This window comes from Acidovorax sp. LjRoot118, assembly GCF_964253575.1.
Classification (GTDB): domain Bacteria; phylum Pseudomonadota; class Gammaproteobacteria; order Burkholderiales; family Burkholderiaceae_C; genus Acidovorax.
The window spans coordinates 2,421,685-2,437,252 of the sequence record NZ_CAXURB020000001.1 but is presented as its reverse complement, the minus strand read 5'-3'; the positions used below and the strand labels follow the sequence as shown (position 1 = coordinate 2,437,252).

15 protein-coding genes are annotated in these 15,568 nt (G+C 68.3%); 10 read left to right on the top strand and 5 right to left on the bottom strand.

Annotation, left to right across the window (positions count from 1 at the left end; genetic code table 11):
- Positions 1-177 precede the first annotated feature (177 nt).
- Entirely contained in the window at positions 178-429 is a 252-nt protein-coding gene (locus ACSQ9E_RS11490; RefSeq protein WP_436217837.1) for a GlsB/YeaQ/YmgE family stress response membrane protein, read from the top strand.
- Positions 430-496: 67 nt separating this feature from the next.
- A complete protein-coding gene (locus ACSQ9E_RS11485; protein WP_436217836.1) occupies positions 497-994 on the top strand; it encodes a hypothetical protein in 498 nt (165 codons plus the stop codon).
- Between the two features lie 173 nt (positions 995-1,167).
- Here ACSQ9E_RS11485 and ACSQ9E_RS11480 read toward each other — a convergent pair whose 3' ends face one another.
- Genes ACSQ9E_RS11480 through ACSQ9E_RS11470 form a run of 3 tightly spaced genes read right to left on the bottom strand, consistent with a single transcriptional unit; the run spans position 1,168 to position 4,431 of the window.
- Entirely contained in the window at positions 1,168-2,850 is a 1,683-nt protein-coding gene (locus ACSQ9E_RS11480; RefSeq protein WP_436217835.1) for a tannase/feruloyl esterase family alpha/beta hydrolase, read from the bottom strand.
- Positions 2,851-2,895: 45 nt separating this feature from the next.
- Positions 2,896-3,900, bottom strand: coding sequence for a Bug family tripartite tricarboxylate transporter substrate binding protein (locus tag ACSQ9E_RS11475; protein WP_436217834.1), 1,005 nt, complete (start codon positions 3,898-3,900; stop codon positions 2,896-2,898).
- 54 nt (positions 3,901-3,954) lie between these two features.
- A complete protein-coding gene (locus tag ACSQ9E_RS11470; RefSeq protein ID WP_436217833.1) occupies positions 3,955-4,431 on the bottom strand; it encodes a DUF3237 domain-containing protein in 477 nt (158 codons plus the stop codon).
- Between the two features lie 109 nt (positions 4,432-4,540).
- Between ACSQ9E_RS11470 and ACSQ9E_RS11465 the strand changes: the two genes are divergently transcribed.
- Entirely contained in the window at positions 4,541-5,401 is an 861-nt protein-coding gene (locus ACSQ9E_RS11465) for a helix-turn-helix transcriptional regulator (RefSeq protein WP_436217832.1), read from the top strand.
- 3 nt (positions 5,402-5,404) lie between these two features.
- Here ACSQ9E_RS11465 and ACSQ9E_RS11460 read toward each other — a convergent pair whose 3' ends face one another.
- Positions 5,405-5,848: an Lrp/AsnC family transcriptional regulator gene (locus ACSQ9E_RS11460; protein ID WP_436217831.1), complete on the bottom strand. Its 444-nt coding sequence runs from the start codon at positions 5,846-5,848 to the stop codon at positions 5,405-5,407.
- 131 nt (positions 5,849-5,979) lie between these two features.
- Between ACSQ9E_RS11460 and ACSQ9E_RS11455 the strand changes: the two genes are divergently transcribed.
- The 7 genes from ACSQ9E_RS11455 to alkB all read left to right on the top strand — a co-directional run bounded on the left by ACSQ9E_RS11455 (position 5,980) and on the right by alkB (position 13,747).
- Positions 5,980-6,882 (top strand): DMT family transporter, encoded by a 903-nt coding sequence (locus ACSQ9E_RS11455; protein ID WP_057203056.1) that lies wholly within the window; start codon positions 5,980-5,982, stop codon positions 6,880-6,882.
- Between the two features lie 84 nt (positions 6,883-6,966).
- Positions 6,967-7,323: a nuclear transport factor 2 family protein gene (locus tag ACSQ9E_RS11450; protein ID WP_057203057.1), complete on the top strand. Its 357-nt coding sequence runs from the start codon at positions 6,967-6,969 to the stop codon at positions 7,321-7,323.
- 12 nt (positions 7,324-7,335) lie between these two features.
- Complete coding sequence (locus ACSQ9E_RS11445; RefSeq protein WP_436217830.1) at positions 7,336-8,217, top strand: helix-turn-helix domain-containing protein; 882 nt, start codon at positions 7,336-7,338, stop codon at positions 8,215-8,217.
- A 21-nt stretch (positions 8,218-8,238) separates the two neighbouring features.
- On the top strand, positions 8,239-11,070 hold the full coding sequence (locus ACSQ9E_RS11440) for a DEAD/DEAH box helicase (RefSeq protein WP_436217829.1): 2,832 nt from the start codon (positions 8,239-8,241) through the stop codon (positions 11,068-11,070).
- 150 nt (positions 11,071-11,220) lie between these two features.
- Positions 11,221-12,348, top strand: a complete 1,128-nt coding sequence (gene ada, locus ACSQ9E_RS11435) for a bifunctional DNA-binding transcriptional regulator/O6-methylguanine-DNA methyltransferase Ada (RefSeq protein WP_057203261.1) — start codon at positions 11,221-11,223, stop codon at positions 12,346-12,348.
- Positions 12,345-13,079: a 2OG-Fe(II) oxygenase gene (locus ACSQ9E_RS11430; RefSeq protein ID WP_436217828.1), complete on the top strand. Its 735-nt coding sequence runs from the start codon at positions 12,345-12,347 to the stop codon at positions 13,077-13,079. The genes ada and ACSQ9E_RS11430 overlap by 4 nt, the downstream gene beginning before the upstream one ends.
- Positions 13,076-13,747, top strand: a complete 672-nt coding sequence (alkB, locus tag ACSQ9E_RS11425; RefSeq protein ID WP_436217827.1) for a DNA oxidative demethylase AlkB — start codon at positions 13,076-13,078, stop codon at positions 13,745-13,747. The genes ACSQ9E_RS11430 and alkB overlap by 4 nt, the downstream gene beginning before the upstream one ends.
- 10 nt (positions 13,748-13,757) lie before the next feature.
- Here alkB and ACSQ9E_RS11420 read toward each other — a convergent pair whose 3' ends face one another.
- Positions 13,758-15,542, bottom strand: coding sequence for a DUF3592 domain-containing protein (locus ACSQ9E_RS11420; RefSeq protein ID WP_436217826.1), 1,785 nt, complete (start codon positions 15,540-15,542; stop codon positions 13,758-13,760).
- Positions 15,543-15,568: the final 26 nt, after the last annotated feature.

Here is a 15,568-nt window from a genome sequence, read left to right as displayed (position 1 = left end):
TGTCCCGGCCGTCATCAGCGCTACGCGCGCCAGCCTGTGCGACAAGTCCTACATGGCGCCCCGGGATTGTGAACAATGTGGCAACAACGCGGGCCAAGGCATCCCGTCCGACAGACGGGTATGCGTGGTGCAGCTAAAGTCGGGCCATTCTTTCACCTGCATACAAAGCGACAAACCATGTTCTCACTGATAGGAACGCTCTTGATTGGACTGGTCGTGGGCTTCATCGCACGCGCCATCAAACCCGGAAACGACTCCATGGGCTGGATCATGACGGCCCTGCTGGGCGTGGCGGGCTCGTTCCTGGCCAGCTATGTGGGCGTGGCCATGGGCTGGTACCAGCAAGGCGACGCAGCCGGCTGGATCGCGTCCATCGTAGGCGCCATGGTGCTGCTGCTCATCTACAGCCTGATCAAGGGCAAGAACTGAGCGCCGGGCCATTGCCCTGGGCTGCGGCGGCCCCAGATCAGACGTAGACCTTCTCAGGATTTGACCGATGCCCAATGCCCGACAAATGGCTGCCGATGACCCCGCCCTGGCTGCTGCCGTGCAGCGCAGCCGGCGCATGCTGCACCGCCGCGCGCTGGTGGCGGCCGCTGCCAGCACCGTGCCCGTGCCGGGGCTGGACTGGGCGGTGGATGCCGCCCTGCTCTCGCGCCTGCTGCCGCAGATCAGCTCGGAGTTCGGCCTGTCGGCCCAGCAACTCGACCAGCTCGACCCCGAAAAGCGCGAGAAGGTGCAAAAGGCCGTGGGCCTGGTTGGCTCGGTGCTGATCGGCAAGCTCATCACCCGTGAACTGGTGATACGCGCCACGCAGACCGTGGGGCTGCGCCTGACCACCAAGCAGCTGGCCAAGTACGTGCCGCTGGCCGGCCAGGCCGTTTCGGCGGCCATCGGCTACGCCACGCTGCGCTACCTGGGCGAGCAGCACATGCAGGACTGCGTGCGTGTGGCCAAGGAAGCCCAACTGCAACTGCCCGCCCCCAGGAAATAAGCCCCCCTGAGTCGCTGCGCGCCTTCCCCCGAGGGGGACGCCCCCAGCGCACGCAAGCGAAGCGCCGCTTGTGCGGCGGGGCGGCCCTTGCGCGGGGGCACTGGCCTGAGTCACGCCAGTTGCATGGGTTGATGACTTGTGCGCAGTGCTATGGCTGTCGAGTAGATCTGCGGCTATTGCTCCGAGCAGACGAAACTGCCCGCATCCTCCACACTGCCCGTCCCCTTGTACTTGGCGAATTGGGGATAGGGGCACAGTGGCCGCGTTCGGTTCGGGTAGTCCGCCTGCGTGGGCAGCGCCCGGGCCGCGATCGTGTCGGGCGCCACGCCCTTTTCCACCCAGTCCACCATGGTCTGTATCGAGTCGAAGCTGTCCGTGGCCGGGCCGCCCGAGCAGTGGTTCATGCCCGGCACCAGGAAGGTCCGCGCAAAGCCCTGGGTGCTGGCCATGCCGCCGTTGTTGGCCGCCAGCCGCTCGTAATAGTCCACCGTGTCCTTGGCCGAGAAGATGGGGTCGGACATGCCGTGGATCAGCAGCAGCTTGCCGCCGCGCTGGCGGAAGGCCGTGAGCTTGTCGTCGGCATAGGTGTCATAGATCGCCGAGTAGGCGGCCATGCGCGCCGGGTCGGTGTCGAAGTTGAAGGCCAGCGGGTTGAAGCTGAGGTCCGGCGGGGTGAAAAACTCGTTGATCAGCGCGTCCACCATCAGCGTGATGTAGCGCGCGTCCGGCGTGGCGGTGGTCGAGCTGCCCAGCGTCCAGGCGCGCCAGCCGGGGGCCGCCAGGCCCGGATCCCAGGGCTGGCCGGCGTACAGCGCCTGGCCGGCCGAGTTGCGCGGCCCGGTGAAGACCTTGGCGAGCGCATCCACCTGCCCCGCCGAGAGGCAATCCGCCCCCTTGGCGCCGCTGCACTGCAGCACGGCCGGGTTGAACTGGCAGGCCTTGGTGTTGTTCACCATGCCGTCGGCCACACCGTCGGCCGAGTCGCAAGACGATTTGACCGCATTGGCTACCAGGTTCAGGTCGGCGTTGCTGAAGGCCTGTGACAGGATGCGGTTGCCCGAAGCGTCCTGCGGGGCTATGGCGTTGAAGGCAATGGTGTTCCACATCGCCGCCACCGTGGCACCGCTGGATACGCGCATGGCCGGCGCGCCCGCCGTGATGGCGTCGAAATAGTCCGGAAAGCGCTGCGAGAACACCATGCCCTGGCGCCCGCCGCCCGAGCAGCCTGAAAAATACGAGCGATCCGGCTTGCGGCCATAGTGCGTGGCGATCAGCGACTTGGCCGATACAGCCGTCTTGTCGTAGGAGTTGTACGCATGGTCGATGCGCGCCTGCGGGTCGGCGCCGAAGCTGGCGGTGGTGCCGATGTGGCCGCCGTCGGTGGACACCACCGCGAAGCCCTGCCCCAGCGGCGAGGGCGTGCCGCCCGAGATGCTGGAGCTCAGCGAGGTATCGCGCAGAACGCCATCGTTGCCGCCGCCCCCCACGAACAGGAAACGGCCATTCCAGTTGTCCGGCAGGCTCAGTTGGAAGCCGATGGCGTAGTTCTTGCCATCCACGCCGACGCGCGGATTGATGCTGCCCGTGACCACGCAATGGCCGGGCAGAAAGGCGCCGGTGGCGGCTCCGCCGGGGCGTTTGCTGTCGGGCGCCACATAGCTGGTGGCCAGCGTGGTGCCCGCCAGCTTGGCACTGGCCACCAGGCCGGTACAGGCGGCCGAATAGGCGCCATTGGCCGGGGGCCACATGGGCCCGTCATTGCTGCCGCCGCAGGCGGCCAGCGCGATGGGCAGCAGCACGGCCGCGGGCAATGCAGCGCGGCGAGGGATCAGCGCCCGGGATGGAATGGATGGCATGGGGTTTGTCTCCTGTTGTGTGTTGGTTTCTCTTGCCTGCGGTCCTCAATCCGCCTTGAAGCCAGTGGCCGCCACGGCCTTGCCCCAGGTGACCGTGTCGGCGGCGATGATGCGGGTGAACTCCGGCGAGCCGGTGCCCGTCACGCGAAAGCCGGCCTCTTCCATCTTGGCCTTGCCCTCGGGCGACTGCACAGCCTTGACGATGTCGGCGCTGAGCCTGGCCACGATCTCGGGCGGCGTCTTCGCCGGCGCCACGATGCCGAACCAGGACGAGAACTCCAGGTTGGCGTAGCCCTGCTCCTTGATGGTGGGCACATCGGGCAGCGCGTTGGTGCGCGTGGCGCCGGTGCTTCCCAGGGCCGCGAGCTTGCCGGCCTTCACATTGGGAGCGGCCAGGCCCACGCTGGCGAACACGCCCTGCACGTCACCGCTGAACAGGCCGCCCAGGGCGTCGGCCGTGTTCTTGTAGTGCACAGGCTCGGGCTTGAGCTGCACTGCATCACCGAACATGAAGGCGCCGAAATGCCCCGGCGTGCCCGCGCCAAAGGTGGCCAGGAACAGGCCCTTTTGCTGCTTGGTCCATTCCACGAAGTCCTTGACGTTGCGCGCGGGCACCTTCTGCGGGTTGACCAGCAGCACGAAATCGGAGGTGACCACCTGGCTCACCGCCACGAAATCCTTTTGCGGCGAGTACGGCAACTTGCTGTAGCTGCTGGGCGCGATGCTCAGTTGGCCGGTTTCGCCCAGCATCAGCGTGTAGCCATCGGGTGCGGCCCGGGCTGCTTCGCTGGCGGCGATCAGGCCACCGGCGCCCGGCTTGTTGTCCACGATGACCCCCATGTTGCCCCAGCCCTCGGAGAGCTTTTGCGCCAGCAGGCGCGCCACGATGTCCGGCCCCGTGCCGGCCGGAAAGCCGACGATGATGCGCACCGGCTTGTTCGGGTAGGCGGCGGGCTGCGCCTGTGCGCCGGCCCACGGTGCGGCCAGGCCTGCAGCCACGGCCGCAGCCAGCAAGGCGCGCCGCACGGGTTTGAAAGAAGTGTTCATCATGCTTGTCTCCAGGGGTTCTTGTGAGGGAAAGTCGGGGAAGAAAAAATGGGAAGCTCAGGCCAGTTCGAAGAAGCGCATCGCCACCGCATCCGGGTAGCGCGCGCCCGAGCCCACGAACATGCGCTCGGCGATCCAGGCCAGTGCAGGCGAGGCGGTCTCGAAACTCGGGCTGCAGCGGAAATAGATCTGCCCCGGGTCCACCGGCTCGCCACGCACCAGGCGCGCGATCAGCTCGGGCGGGCCCGAGCGCACCGCCCGGTTCTGCACGTAGATGAAATCGCCGCCATCGGTTTCGAGCACGTAGCGCGCATCGAGCTCGGACAGGCGGTCATTGACGATGAGCTGAAAGTCCGCTCCACCCGGGAGCACGCGGGCTGTCCAGCCATCGCCCGTGGCCGTGCCGCCGGTGATGGGGATCAACCGCCGCAGGCCATGGGCGGTCTGGCCCACCTCCTGCGGCACCCCGACCTGCACGCGCAGGTCGGCAAAGAATTTCAGGCGGGGTTCGGGCAGGGGGGGCAGGTCGGACATGGGCGGTGTTGGCGGCAAAATTGGTTATGAACCTAGCGTAAATCCGGTTGTGCCTACCACCTGTCATCCCTGAGGATGACAGCGCTATGACACGGATCTCCCCCACCCCATGAGGCAATGGCTTCCCCCTGTGCCGCCCGCATCGGGCAGGCAACCCGCCAGCGGCCAGGCCCTGGCCGGCATGGTGCAGCGCCTGGGCGAGTCCGGTTTTGCATCCGGCCTGCTCGACGACCTGGCGCCGGTGCTGCCTGCGGCCTCCTGGTCGGTGTACCGCACGGGCCAGCGCTGCAAACCCACCCTGTTCATGTCGGCCAGCCGCGGCGTGCCCGACACCACACAGGACTGCTGGTGGGCGTACCTGTCAGGGCCCTACCGCCGCGACCGCACCTGGGGCCGCTCGTTCGAGGACGCCCCCGCCGAACCGCTGACGCGGCTGTGCCATGTGACGGCCACCGAGGTCGAGGGTGAGCACCGCGCCCGCGTCTACGAAGCGCATGGCGTGGCCGAGCGCGTCTCGGTGGTCGACTATGAGAGCGACGGCTCGGTGTTCGCGGTCAATTTCTACCGCCACCTGCACCAGCCGCCGTTTCGCGATGGCCAGATCAGCGGCTTCGAGAGTGTGGCGCCCGTACTGCTGGCCCTGGCCCGCAAGCACATCGCGCTGGCGCGCCCGCAGGCCATGGTGCCGCTGGTGCAGGAGGAAGACACGGACCATGCCGTGCTCCCTGCCCTGGTCGACCTGCCCCAGGGCCTGCCGGCGCTGCGCGAGCGGCTGCTGCGCCTGCAGCATGACCTGACAGACCGCGAACTCGACGTCTGCGCGCGCGTGCTGCAGGGCATGACGCACGAGGGCATCGCCGCCGACCTGGGCCTGGGCGTGCCCACCGTCAAGACCTACCGCAACCGCGCCTTTGCCCGCCTGGGCATTCACTTTCGCAACGAGCTGTTTGCGAAAGTGCTGGGGCGGTAGCGTTCAGCCGCCGAAATTCCAGGGCGGCGGCCGGCGCCGGATGGTCTGCGCCTTGACGATGGCGGTGCTGGTCTGGGCCTTGTCGGCGATGCGGTCCAACACGCCATCGAGCTGCTCGATGGAGCGCACATAGACCCGCGCCACAAAGCAGTCGTCACCCGTCACCTTGTCGCATTCGCAGAACTCGGGCGTGTCGCGGATCAGCTGCTCCACCGCCGCCAGTTGCCCCGGCAGCGGTTTGATGCGCACGATGGCCTGCAACTGGTAACCCAGCGCGCGCGGCTCGATGTCGAGGGTGAAGGCGCGGATCACCCCGCGCTCCTCAAGCCGGCGCAGGCGCTCGGACACGCTCGGTGCCGAGAGGCCCACGCGCTCGGCCAGCAGCTTGAGCGAGGTGCGCGAGTCCGCGTGCAGCACAGACAGAATGGATTGATCGATCAGGTCCATGGAAAATTACTCCAATTTCGAGCCATGCCTTCGATTATGAGGACTATCTGAAAATCAGCCTTCTTTCAACCATTCACTCGGCACTGCCATTTTTCTACACTCGGTGCATCTGACTACAAGGTGGAACGGTGATGGACAAGAAGACGCAGGGCACGCTGGAAATGAGCGGCGCCATGGCCATTTCAGGCACGATCGGCTGGTTTGTCGTGCAATCGGGGCAGGCCGCGCTCGACGTGGTGTTCTGGCGCTGCGCCTTCGGCGCGGCCACGCTGGCGCTGGTCTGCGCGGCGATGGGCATTCTGCGCGGCGTGCTCAGCTGGCGCCAGGCGGCCTGGGCCGCGCTCGGCGGCGTGGCCATCGTCACCAACTGGCTGCTGCTGTTCGGCGCCTACTCGCATGCCTCCATCTCGATTGCCACGGCGGTCTACAACACCCAGCCCTTCATGCTGGTGGCCTTTGGGGCCCTGCTGTTTGGCGAACGCGTTACCCTGCCCAAGCTCGGCTGGCTGGCCCTGGCCTTTGGCGGCATGCTGCTCATCGTGCAGGCGCGCCCGGGTGCCGGCGATGCGGGCAGCAACTATGCACTGGGCATTGCCATGGCGCTGGGCGCGGCCTTCTTCTGGGCCGTGGCCTCGGTGATCGCCAAGCGGCTCACGGGCACACCGCCGCACCTGATCGCGCTGGTGCAGGTCTGCGTGGGCGTGCTCATGCTCGCGCCCTTCGCCAATTTTGGCACCCTGCCCCAGGATGCGCGCACCTGGCTGCTGCTGGTCACCGTGGGCGTGGTGCATACCGGGCTGATGTACATCCTGCTCTACGGCGCGGTGCAAAAGCTGCCCACCTACCTGCAGGGCGCGCTGTCCTTCATCTACCCGGTGGTGGCGATTGCGGTAGATTTCATCGCCTTCGGCCACCGGTTGCAGCCCGCCCAGTGGCTGGGCGCGGCCGCCATTTTGCTGGCCGCAGCGGCCATGAATCTGCAGGGCAGTCGGCCGCGGGCGACGCAAGAGCCAGCTGCGCAGGTCGCGAAGTAGATCGGTGGCAAAAGCACAAAATATCAAAACCAGCGTGCGGCCGTGGGCACCATCGCAGCTCCTATTTCACTTCAAGGAGCTCACATGGACAACGCACTGCAAACCACCTGGGAAACCTACGTCGCCTCATGGAAGGCCCCCACACCCGCTGAAAAGCAGGCCCTGTTCGCCGCCAGCCTTGACGAACACTGCACCTACACCGACCCGCTGGGCGTGGCCTCAGGCTGGGAGGCGCTGGCGCAGACCATGCAGGGCTTTCACCAGCAGTTGCCCGGTGCCTATTTCGTGACCGAGCGTTTCGCCAGCCACCACAACGTCTGCATGGCCCAGTGGAAGATGCACGACGGCAGCGGCGCAGTGATGGGGGAAGGCGTGAGCTTTGGCCAGTACAACGGCCAGGGTAAGCTGGTGGCCATGACGGGCTTCTACGACACCCCCTGAATCTAGTACGGCATGTTCTACCTGCACCGCATCCAGCGCGGCATCGACTTCATCGAAGCGCACCTCGATACCGACATTGCCCTGTCGGAGGTGGCCCAGGCGGCGGGGCTGAGCCAGTGGCACTTCCAGCGCATCTTCAAGGCCCTGACCAATGAGACCTTGAAGACCTACATCCGCTCGCGGCGCTTCGCCAAGGCGCTGGACCAGTTGCTCAATACGCGCCTGGGCATCCTCGACATTGCCCTGGCGGCCGGCTACGACACGCAGGAGAGCTTTACCCGTGCGTTCAAGGCCTGCTTCGAGCTCACCCCCAACCAGTACCGCAAATTCGGCAGGCGCAGCCTTTTCGTGAAGAAGATCCAGTTCGACGAAGACTACCTGCGCCAGCTGGACCGCAACCTGTCGCTCACCCCGGACATCCGCGAGCGTGCGCCCCTGCAACTGGTGGGGCTGGCCACCCACTTCTACGGTGCAGACTCCGACAAGGACAACCTGGGCCAGAAGCTGCCCCCGCTGTGGGCCCGCTTCATGCCCCGGCTGGCAGAAATCCCCCACCGGGTGCCCGGGGTCTGCTATGGCGTGGTGAGCCAGACCGCGAGCACCTCGGACCTGCTACTGTACCACGCCGCCATCGAGGTCTCGCAAGCCGGAGACTTGCCCGAGGGCATGGTGCATTTCGAAGTGCCCGCCTCCCGCTACGCCACCTTCGAGCACCGGGGCGCGCCCGAAAACGTGAACCATACCGTCAACTACATCTACGCCAACTGGCTGGCGGGGGCCGAACAGCGCCACAGCGGCGGTGCGGACCTGGAAATCTACGGGCCCAGCTACCAGGGCGGATCGGAAACTTCCGTCATGCACTACGCTGTGCCAGTGCTCGGATCGTGTGGATAGTGCGGGCACAATCACCGCCCAGTGACACGCCCCGGTGACCCTCCCTCCTATTCCGCAGAACCCGTCCCACCGCGCTTTGACCGCCAGGCGGTGATCGCTGCCTGGGTGGCCGCCCTGCGCCGCCAGGCCGATGCCGCCGCGCTGAAGGCCCTGCCCCCGTTGACGGACGCCGAGGCCGCCAGGGTGATGGGGCTGATGCGTGGAGACGGGGAGGCCAGCACCGAGGCGATCCCATCCAGGCGCCCCACCCTTCCGCCCGGCATTGCCGCCGGCCACTTCCAGCCGCGCATCACGCTCATGACCCTGGGCCGGGGCGATGGGCTGCTGGGCCTCAAACCCCAGGGCAAGATGGGCCCGCGCGGCGACAGCGTGACGCTGGCGCAGATCGACTGGACCTACCGCCTCGAAGACATGCCCCAGGCCACCATTGCATGGCAGGCGCCGGCCCCCACCTCCATTCTCAACTCGCGCCCGGCGCCGCTGCAGGACCTGTACGACACCGGCGGCCCGGTAGTGCGCATGCAGCGCGACCTGGCCGCCGAGTCCGATGCCATGGACCTGGTCTGGGACCTGGGCCTGCAGCCGCTGGACGCACGCACCCTGCAGTGGCGCAACCGCGATGCGGCGGCCAACCTGGGTCCACTGTGGACACTGGCGCAGGAGGCCTTCTTCGGCGACTTCTGGGCCGAGCAGGTGCCGCGCATGCAGGCCAAGGGCTGGAGCGTGGTGGTGCGGCCCGGCTTTGCGCACGAGAGCGTGCCCGTGCAGCGCTGGAAGCTCATCATCGCCCCCGACACCGGCGAGGTGCTGGGCAAGGAGGTGGCCGGCCCAGTCGGCACTATTGGCCCGCGCGAGCGCCCGGTGCAAAAGCTGCAGCTGCCCGCGCGCGAAGGCGCGTGGCTGCTGAGCCTGGGCATTGAGATCGACGGTGAGACGCTGGACCTGGCGCCCATGCTGGCCGACCTGCTCAAGCGCGACGCGCGCTGGCTCATCGCGCGGCGCATGGCGCGCATCGATGACCTGGAGATCATCTCGCTGCGCGCCCCCGGCGGGCGGCGCATCGACGCGCCCGCCGGCCCGCTCAAGGCCATCGTGGGCGCCATGGTCGACCTGCTCACCGACCCCGAGCGCAAGCAGCGCCGTGACGGCGACCCGCTGCGCCTGGGCGTCTGGGAATTGCGCCGGCTCGAAGCCCTGCGCGCCGGCCTGGTGCAGGTGCACCGGGTGGATGGCGCCAATGACTGGCAGCTGCAGGGCGATATCGGCCTGTCCCAATTGGCCAAGCGCCTGAAGGCCATCGGCACGCCCGAGCCGGTCGCCGCACCCAAGGGCTTGCAGGTGCAGTTGCGCCCCTACCAGCTCGAAGGCCTGGCCTGGCTGCAGTACCTGCGCGCGCAGGGCCTGGGCGGCATCCTGGCCGACGACATGGGCTTGGGCAAGACCGCGCAGGCGCTGGCCCATATCCTGGTGGAAAAGGAATCCGGCCGCCTCACCCGCCCGGCCCTGGTGGTGCTGCCCACCTCGCTGCTGTTCAACTGGCAGGCCGAGGCCCAGCGCATGGCGCCCGGCCTGCGCCTGCTGGCCCTGCACGGGCCCGAGCGGGGCAAGCTGTTCACTGGAATCGCCGAGTACGACCTGGTGCTCACCACCTACCCCCTGCTCTGGCGCGACGTGGAGGCGCTGGCAGCACAAGCCTTTCACCTCCTGATCCTGGACGAAGCACAGATGGTCAAGAACGCCGGCAGCCGCAGCGCGCGCGCCCTGCGCCGCCTGCAGGCCCCGCACCTGCTGTGCCTGACCGGCACGCCGCTGGAAAACCACCTGGGCGAGCTGTGGGCGCAGTTCGACTTCCTCATGCCGGGTTTCCTGGGCGACGTGCGCAGCTTCAACGCGCGCTGGCGCAAGCCCATCGAGGAGAACGGCGAGACCTTGCGCGCGCAGTTGCTCTCGCAGCGCGTGCGCCCCTTCATCCTGCGCCGGCGCAAGCAGGACGTGGCCACCGAGCTGCCCCCGCGCACAGAGGTCATCCAGCGCGTGCAGTTGCAGGGCAAGCAGCGCGAGCTGTACGAGGCCGTGCGCGCCACCGCCGACAAGCAGGTGCGCCGCGTGCTGGAGCGCGAGAGCTTCGATGGCGCGCAGATCACCATCCTCGACGCCCTGCTCAAGCTGCGCCAGGTGTGCTGCGACCCACGCCTGGTCAAAGGAAGCAAGACCTCTGCCGGCATGGAGCGTGCAAAACTCGAACTGTTGGCCGACATGCTGCCCGCCCTGGTCGCCGAAGGCCGGCGCGTGCTGGTGTTCTCGCAGTTCACCGAAATGCTCAACCTGGTGGCAGCGCAGCTGCACACGCTGGAGCTGCCGTTCCTGAGCCTCACGGGCGAAACACCGCCGCGCCAGCGTGGCGCCGTGGTGCGGCAGTTCCAGGCGCAGGACGAGACCAGCCCGCCCATCCTGCTGGTGAGCCTCAAGGCCGGTGGCGTGGGCCTGAACCTCACGGCCGCCGACACCGTGATCCACATGGACCCGTGGTGGAACCCCGCCGTGGAGGAGCAGGCCACGGCCCGCGCCCACCGCATCGGGCAGGACCAGCCGGTGTTCGTCTACAAGCTGGTGGTGAAAGGCAGCATCGAAGAGCGCATGCTGGAGCTGCAGGCCCGCAAGGCCGCCCTGGCCCAGGGCGTGCTGGGACACGATGCCGAGGGCGCCGTGAAGTTCAGCGAGGCCGACCTGCACGCCCTGCTGGCACCGCTGTCGGAGCCGCAGAACAACCCGCTGGCGATACCGGGCGAGGATGCGAGGCGCTGGGGCGGCACGGGCCTGCGCAGGGCGCGGCCCTTTGTGCCTGATCCCTGACCCCACGGCCACCCCTGGCATGCGACATGGGTGCAGAATTCAAAAGCAAGCTTCGGGGTGCATGGATCGCGGGCTGTTTCTACAGTCAGGCCATCTCCATTCACTTTGCGAGGCCACCCCATGCATTCCACCGCCACCGCTGACAGCACCATGCCGCCAACCCGCCTCTCCAGGGCCACCAGGGCCGCCCAGGCAGCAGCCACCCTGGCCGATCCGCGCTGGGCGGCGGTGCGCACGCGCGACGCCAAGGCCGACGGCACGTTCTACTACTCGGTGCAGACCACCGGCGTCTACTGCCGCCCGAGTTGCGCCGCACGGCCGGCGTTGCCCGAAAACGTGCGCTTCCATGCCAGCACACTTGACGCCGAGCAGGCCGGCTTTCGCCCCTGCAAGCGCTGCAAGCCAACCCAGGCGTCGCCCTTGGCGCACCATGCCGCCCTGGTCATCGAGGCCTGCCGCATCATCGAGGCGGCCGACACGCCGCCCACGCTGGACGAACTGGCCGGCCGCGTGGGCATGAGCGCGCACCATTTCCACCGCATCTTCAAGCAGGCCACGGGCCTCACGCCCAAGGCGTACGCCGCCGCCCAGCGCGCCCGGCGCGTGCGCAGCGAACTGGTGGCTCCGGTCGCAAGCGTCACCGATGCCATCTTCAACGCGGGCTACAACACCGCCAGCCGCTTCTACGAAGAGGCCGATGGCGTGCTGGGCATGACGCCCACGCGCTACCAGGCGGGCGGCAATCAGGTCACCATCCGCTTTGCGATTGCGCAGTGTTCGCTGGGCGCCATCCTGGTGGCGCAGAGCGCGCGCGGCGTGTGCGCCATCCTGCTGGGCGACGATGCCCAGCTGCTGGCGCAGGACCTGCAGGACCGCTTCCCCCAGGCCCACCTGGTGGGCGACGACCGCAGCTTCGACACGCTGGTGGCGCAGGTGGTGGCCTTTGTCGAGGCCCCCGGCCTCGGCCTCGCCCTGCCACTCGATGTGCAGGGCACGGCCTTCCAGCAGCGTGTATGGCAGGCGCTGCAGGCCATTCCCGCCGGCGCAACGGCCAGCTATACAGACATTGCCCAGCGCATCGGTAGCCCTACCGCCGCACGCGCCGTGGCCCAGGCCTGCGCCGCCAATGCCCTGGCCGTGGCCATCCCCTGCCACCGGGTGGTGCGCAACGATGGCGCCCTGTCGGGCTACCGCTGGGGCGTGGAACGCAAGCAGGCCCTGCTGGAGCGTGAGCAGCGGCAGGCCACGCATGGCCAAACAGAGGGCCAGCCCGCATGAACGCCCGCCTTCCCGAACAGACGACCGACTGGGCTGCCCGCGCCAGCGCCATCGACTGGCCTGTTGTGACGGACACCCTGAACACCGAGGGCGCGGCCATCCTGCCCGCTCTGCTCAGCCCATACGAGTGCCAAGCCCTGGCCAGCCTGTATGCCACAGAAGGCATCTTCCGCAGCCGCGTGGTGATGGCCCGCCACGGCTTCGGCAAGGGCGAGTACCAGTACTTCGCCTACCCGCTGCCGCCGCTGGTGGCCGGGCTGCGCGAGGCGCTGTACCCGCACCTGTACCCCACGGCCAACCACTGGAATGCGGTGATGGACATCGCCACCCGCTACCCGGCCACGCATGCCGAGTTCATCGACCGCTGCCACGCGGCCGGCCAGGTGCGCCCCACGCCCTTGCTGCTGCAGTACGAGGCGGGCGACTACAACTGCCTGCACCAGGACCTGTATGGTGAGCATGTATTTCCGCTGCAGGTGGCGATCCTGCTGTCGGAGCCGGGCCGCGATTTCACGGGCGGCGAATTCGTGCTCACCGAGCAGCGCCCGCGCATGCAGTCGCGTGCCGAGGTCGTGCCCCTGCGCCAGGGCGATGCCGTGGTGTTCGCGGTGCACCACCGCCCGGTCAACGGCACGCGCGGGCCTTACCGCGTGAACATGCGCCATGGGGTGAGCCGCCTGCGGTCAGGGATGCGGCACACGGCCGGCATCATCTTCCACGACGCGACATGACCCTGAACCTGTTCAGCGACGACGAAGAGGCCTTGCTGCTGGGGCAACAAGCAGGTAGCCGCGAGCCGCTGGCACCCGGTGCAGTTCTGCTGCGCGGCTTTGCACTCGGCGTGGCGCCTTCTCTGCTGCAGGCCGTGGGCGCGATCACCGCCCACGCCCCATTCCGCCACCTCGAAACGCCCGGCGGCCAGCGCATGTCGGTGGCTATGACCAACAGCGGCCCGCTGGGCTGGATCTCCGACCGCAGCGGCTACCGCTATGGCCGGGCCGACCCGCTGACCGGCCGCGCCTGGCCACCCCTGCCCACCGTGTTCGCCACCCTGGCGCGCGAGGCAGCCGATGCGGCGGGCTTTGCCGGCTTCGAACCCGACGCCTGCCTCATCAACCGCTACGCCCCCGGCACGCGGCTGTCGCTGCACCAGGACAAGGACGAGAAGAGCCACGACCACCCCATCGTCTCGGTGTCGCTGGGCATCCCTGCCGTGTTCCTGTTCGGTGGCGATGCGCGGGCCGACAAGCCGCAGCGCATTCCCCTGGTCCATGGCGACGTGGTGGTCTGGGGCGGGCCCGCGCGCCTCCGCTACCACGGTGTGATGCCGCTGGCCGAGGCCGTGCACCCGCCAACAGGCGCGTTTCGCATCAACCTCACCTTCCGCAAGGCGGGGTGAGGCGGGGCCCTCAACCCGGCGCCGATCCCTTCGTGTAGCCCGTCTGGCGGCACAGCGAGGACAGCAGTTGCTGCGCCGCCGCCCTGCCGCGCAGGCTGTCGGCTACGGTGATGCCCTTGCCGCTGGCCAGCACCGCCTGCAGGCGGTAGTAGGTCTCCTTGTTGCCGCCCGTGGTGGTGGAATAGCTTTCCTGGATCTCCAGGCGCGCCACCTCGCTCGCCGAAGCCGCGCTCTTGAAGCTTGCAAGGCCGAGCAGCCGCCGCTCGGTCCGCAGGCCCTGGCGGTCCATCTGCACCGTGAGGCTGTTGCCCATGCCATAGACGGCTCCCAGCACCACCAGCCAGCCGATGCCGCCAAAGAGCACACCGAACAGCAACGGTGCCTCGCTGTTCCACAGCAGGGTGCCCGCGCCCGCGAAGATGGCACCGAACACGAGCAGCGCCAGCATCTGCTTGTAGCGCCGCCCATAGGGGAAGTACAGCCGCACACCGCCGGCCACCTGCTCCACATCGGAGACGTCCTCCTCGTCCGTCTTGGCCACCTCGCCCAGTTGCGGGTGCTGCGCCGCATCGTGCTGCAGCCAGACGGATTTCTGGTTCGTGAGGTACACCGGCACGTCGAAGCTGCACCCGAACCCCGGTGCCAGGTTGTCTCCCGAGGTGCCCGGCACGCTCTTGACCTCGAACTCCCAGCGGTGGTACTCGCTGCCAGGGTCTTCCGATGCGGGCAGGTGCGCCGGCAGGTCGAAACGCCAGGCCAGGCGCACGCCCTCGCCCTGCGCCTCCACCTGCGGCAGGCCGCGCACCTGCCACAGCGTGCGGCTGTCGTAGCTGGTCTTGCCGCCCGAGCGGGAGCGGGTGTGCTGCACGCACTGCAGGGTGGCCAGAAAGCGCAGCCCCGAACTGTAGGCCACAGGCACCGCCAGGATGGCACCGAAGTGCCCACCGATGGAGCCCGGAAACGGGTCGAGTTCCAGCCGTACATCGCCATAGCGGCGTGCATGCAGAGCGCTGCGCAGTGCCCAGACCAGCAGCGCCAGCCCGACCAGCGGGAACAGCAGCAAGGCGCCCGCCAGCAGGTGGTCGCCACGCTCCAGCGTGCGCGGCACCACCATGGCGGCCATAGGGAAGGCCACCGCATTCCACACCAGGGCCAGAACCCAGAGCACCCATCGCCCGATGCGCCGGCGCGCCCGGATGCGGTTGTCCTTCCATTGCGCGCGGGACTCCCAGGGGCGTGCCTCCCAGGTTCGCTCCGCCACCCGTTCCTCGCTGGACAGCACGGACCGGATGCGCCATGCGAACAGCATGATGCCCAGGCCCGCCCCGCCGAACACCAGCGCAAACACCAGCTTGAAGGCCAGCATGCCGGGCCGCAGGCTCCTGTCCAGCACCGCTTCGGCAGGGTTGTCGGGGTTCACCCAGGCCTGCACCGGTGTGCCGCTGCGCTGCGCCTCCTCCAGCCGGGCGCCGAGCTCCTTCTGGAACTCGCCCACGTTGTCGCTGCCCGAGCCGATGGCCACGCGGCTGCCGGTGTACTCCTGCCCCGCCACGCGGTATTGGTACTCGGCCTTCACGCTGTAAGTGGTGGACTTGCTGCTGCGGCTGGCCACCGTCTCGGCCGAGGCCAGCGTGGCCTGCACCGGCTGCCAGCCCTGCATGGTCGACCAGTCGACCAGCGTGGGCAGCACGCTCAGCAGCAACAGGCCCAGGCCCGCGGCCGCAAAGGGCAGCCCGAACAGCGCCAGCACCCAGGTGCCGGGGCCTTTGCTCTTGCGCTTGGATGGTTCAGCCATTGCTTGCTTCGCCACGGCCCATCTGG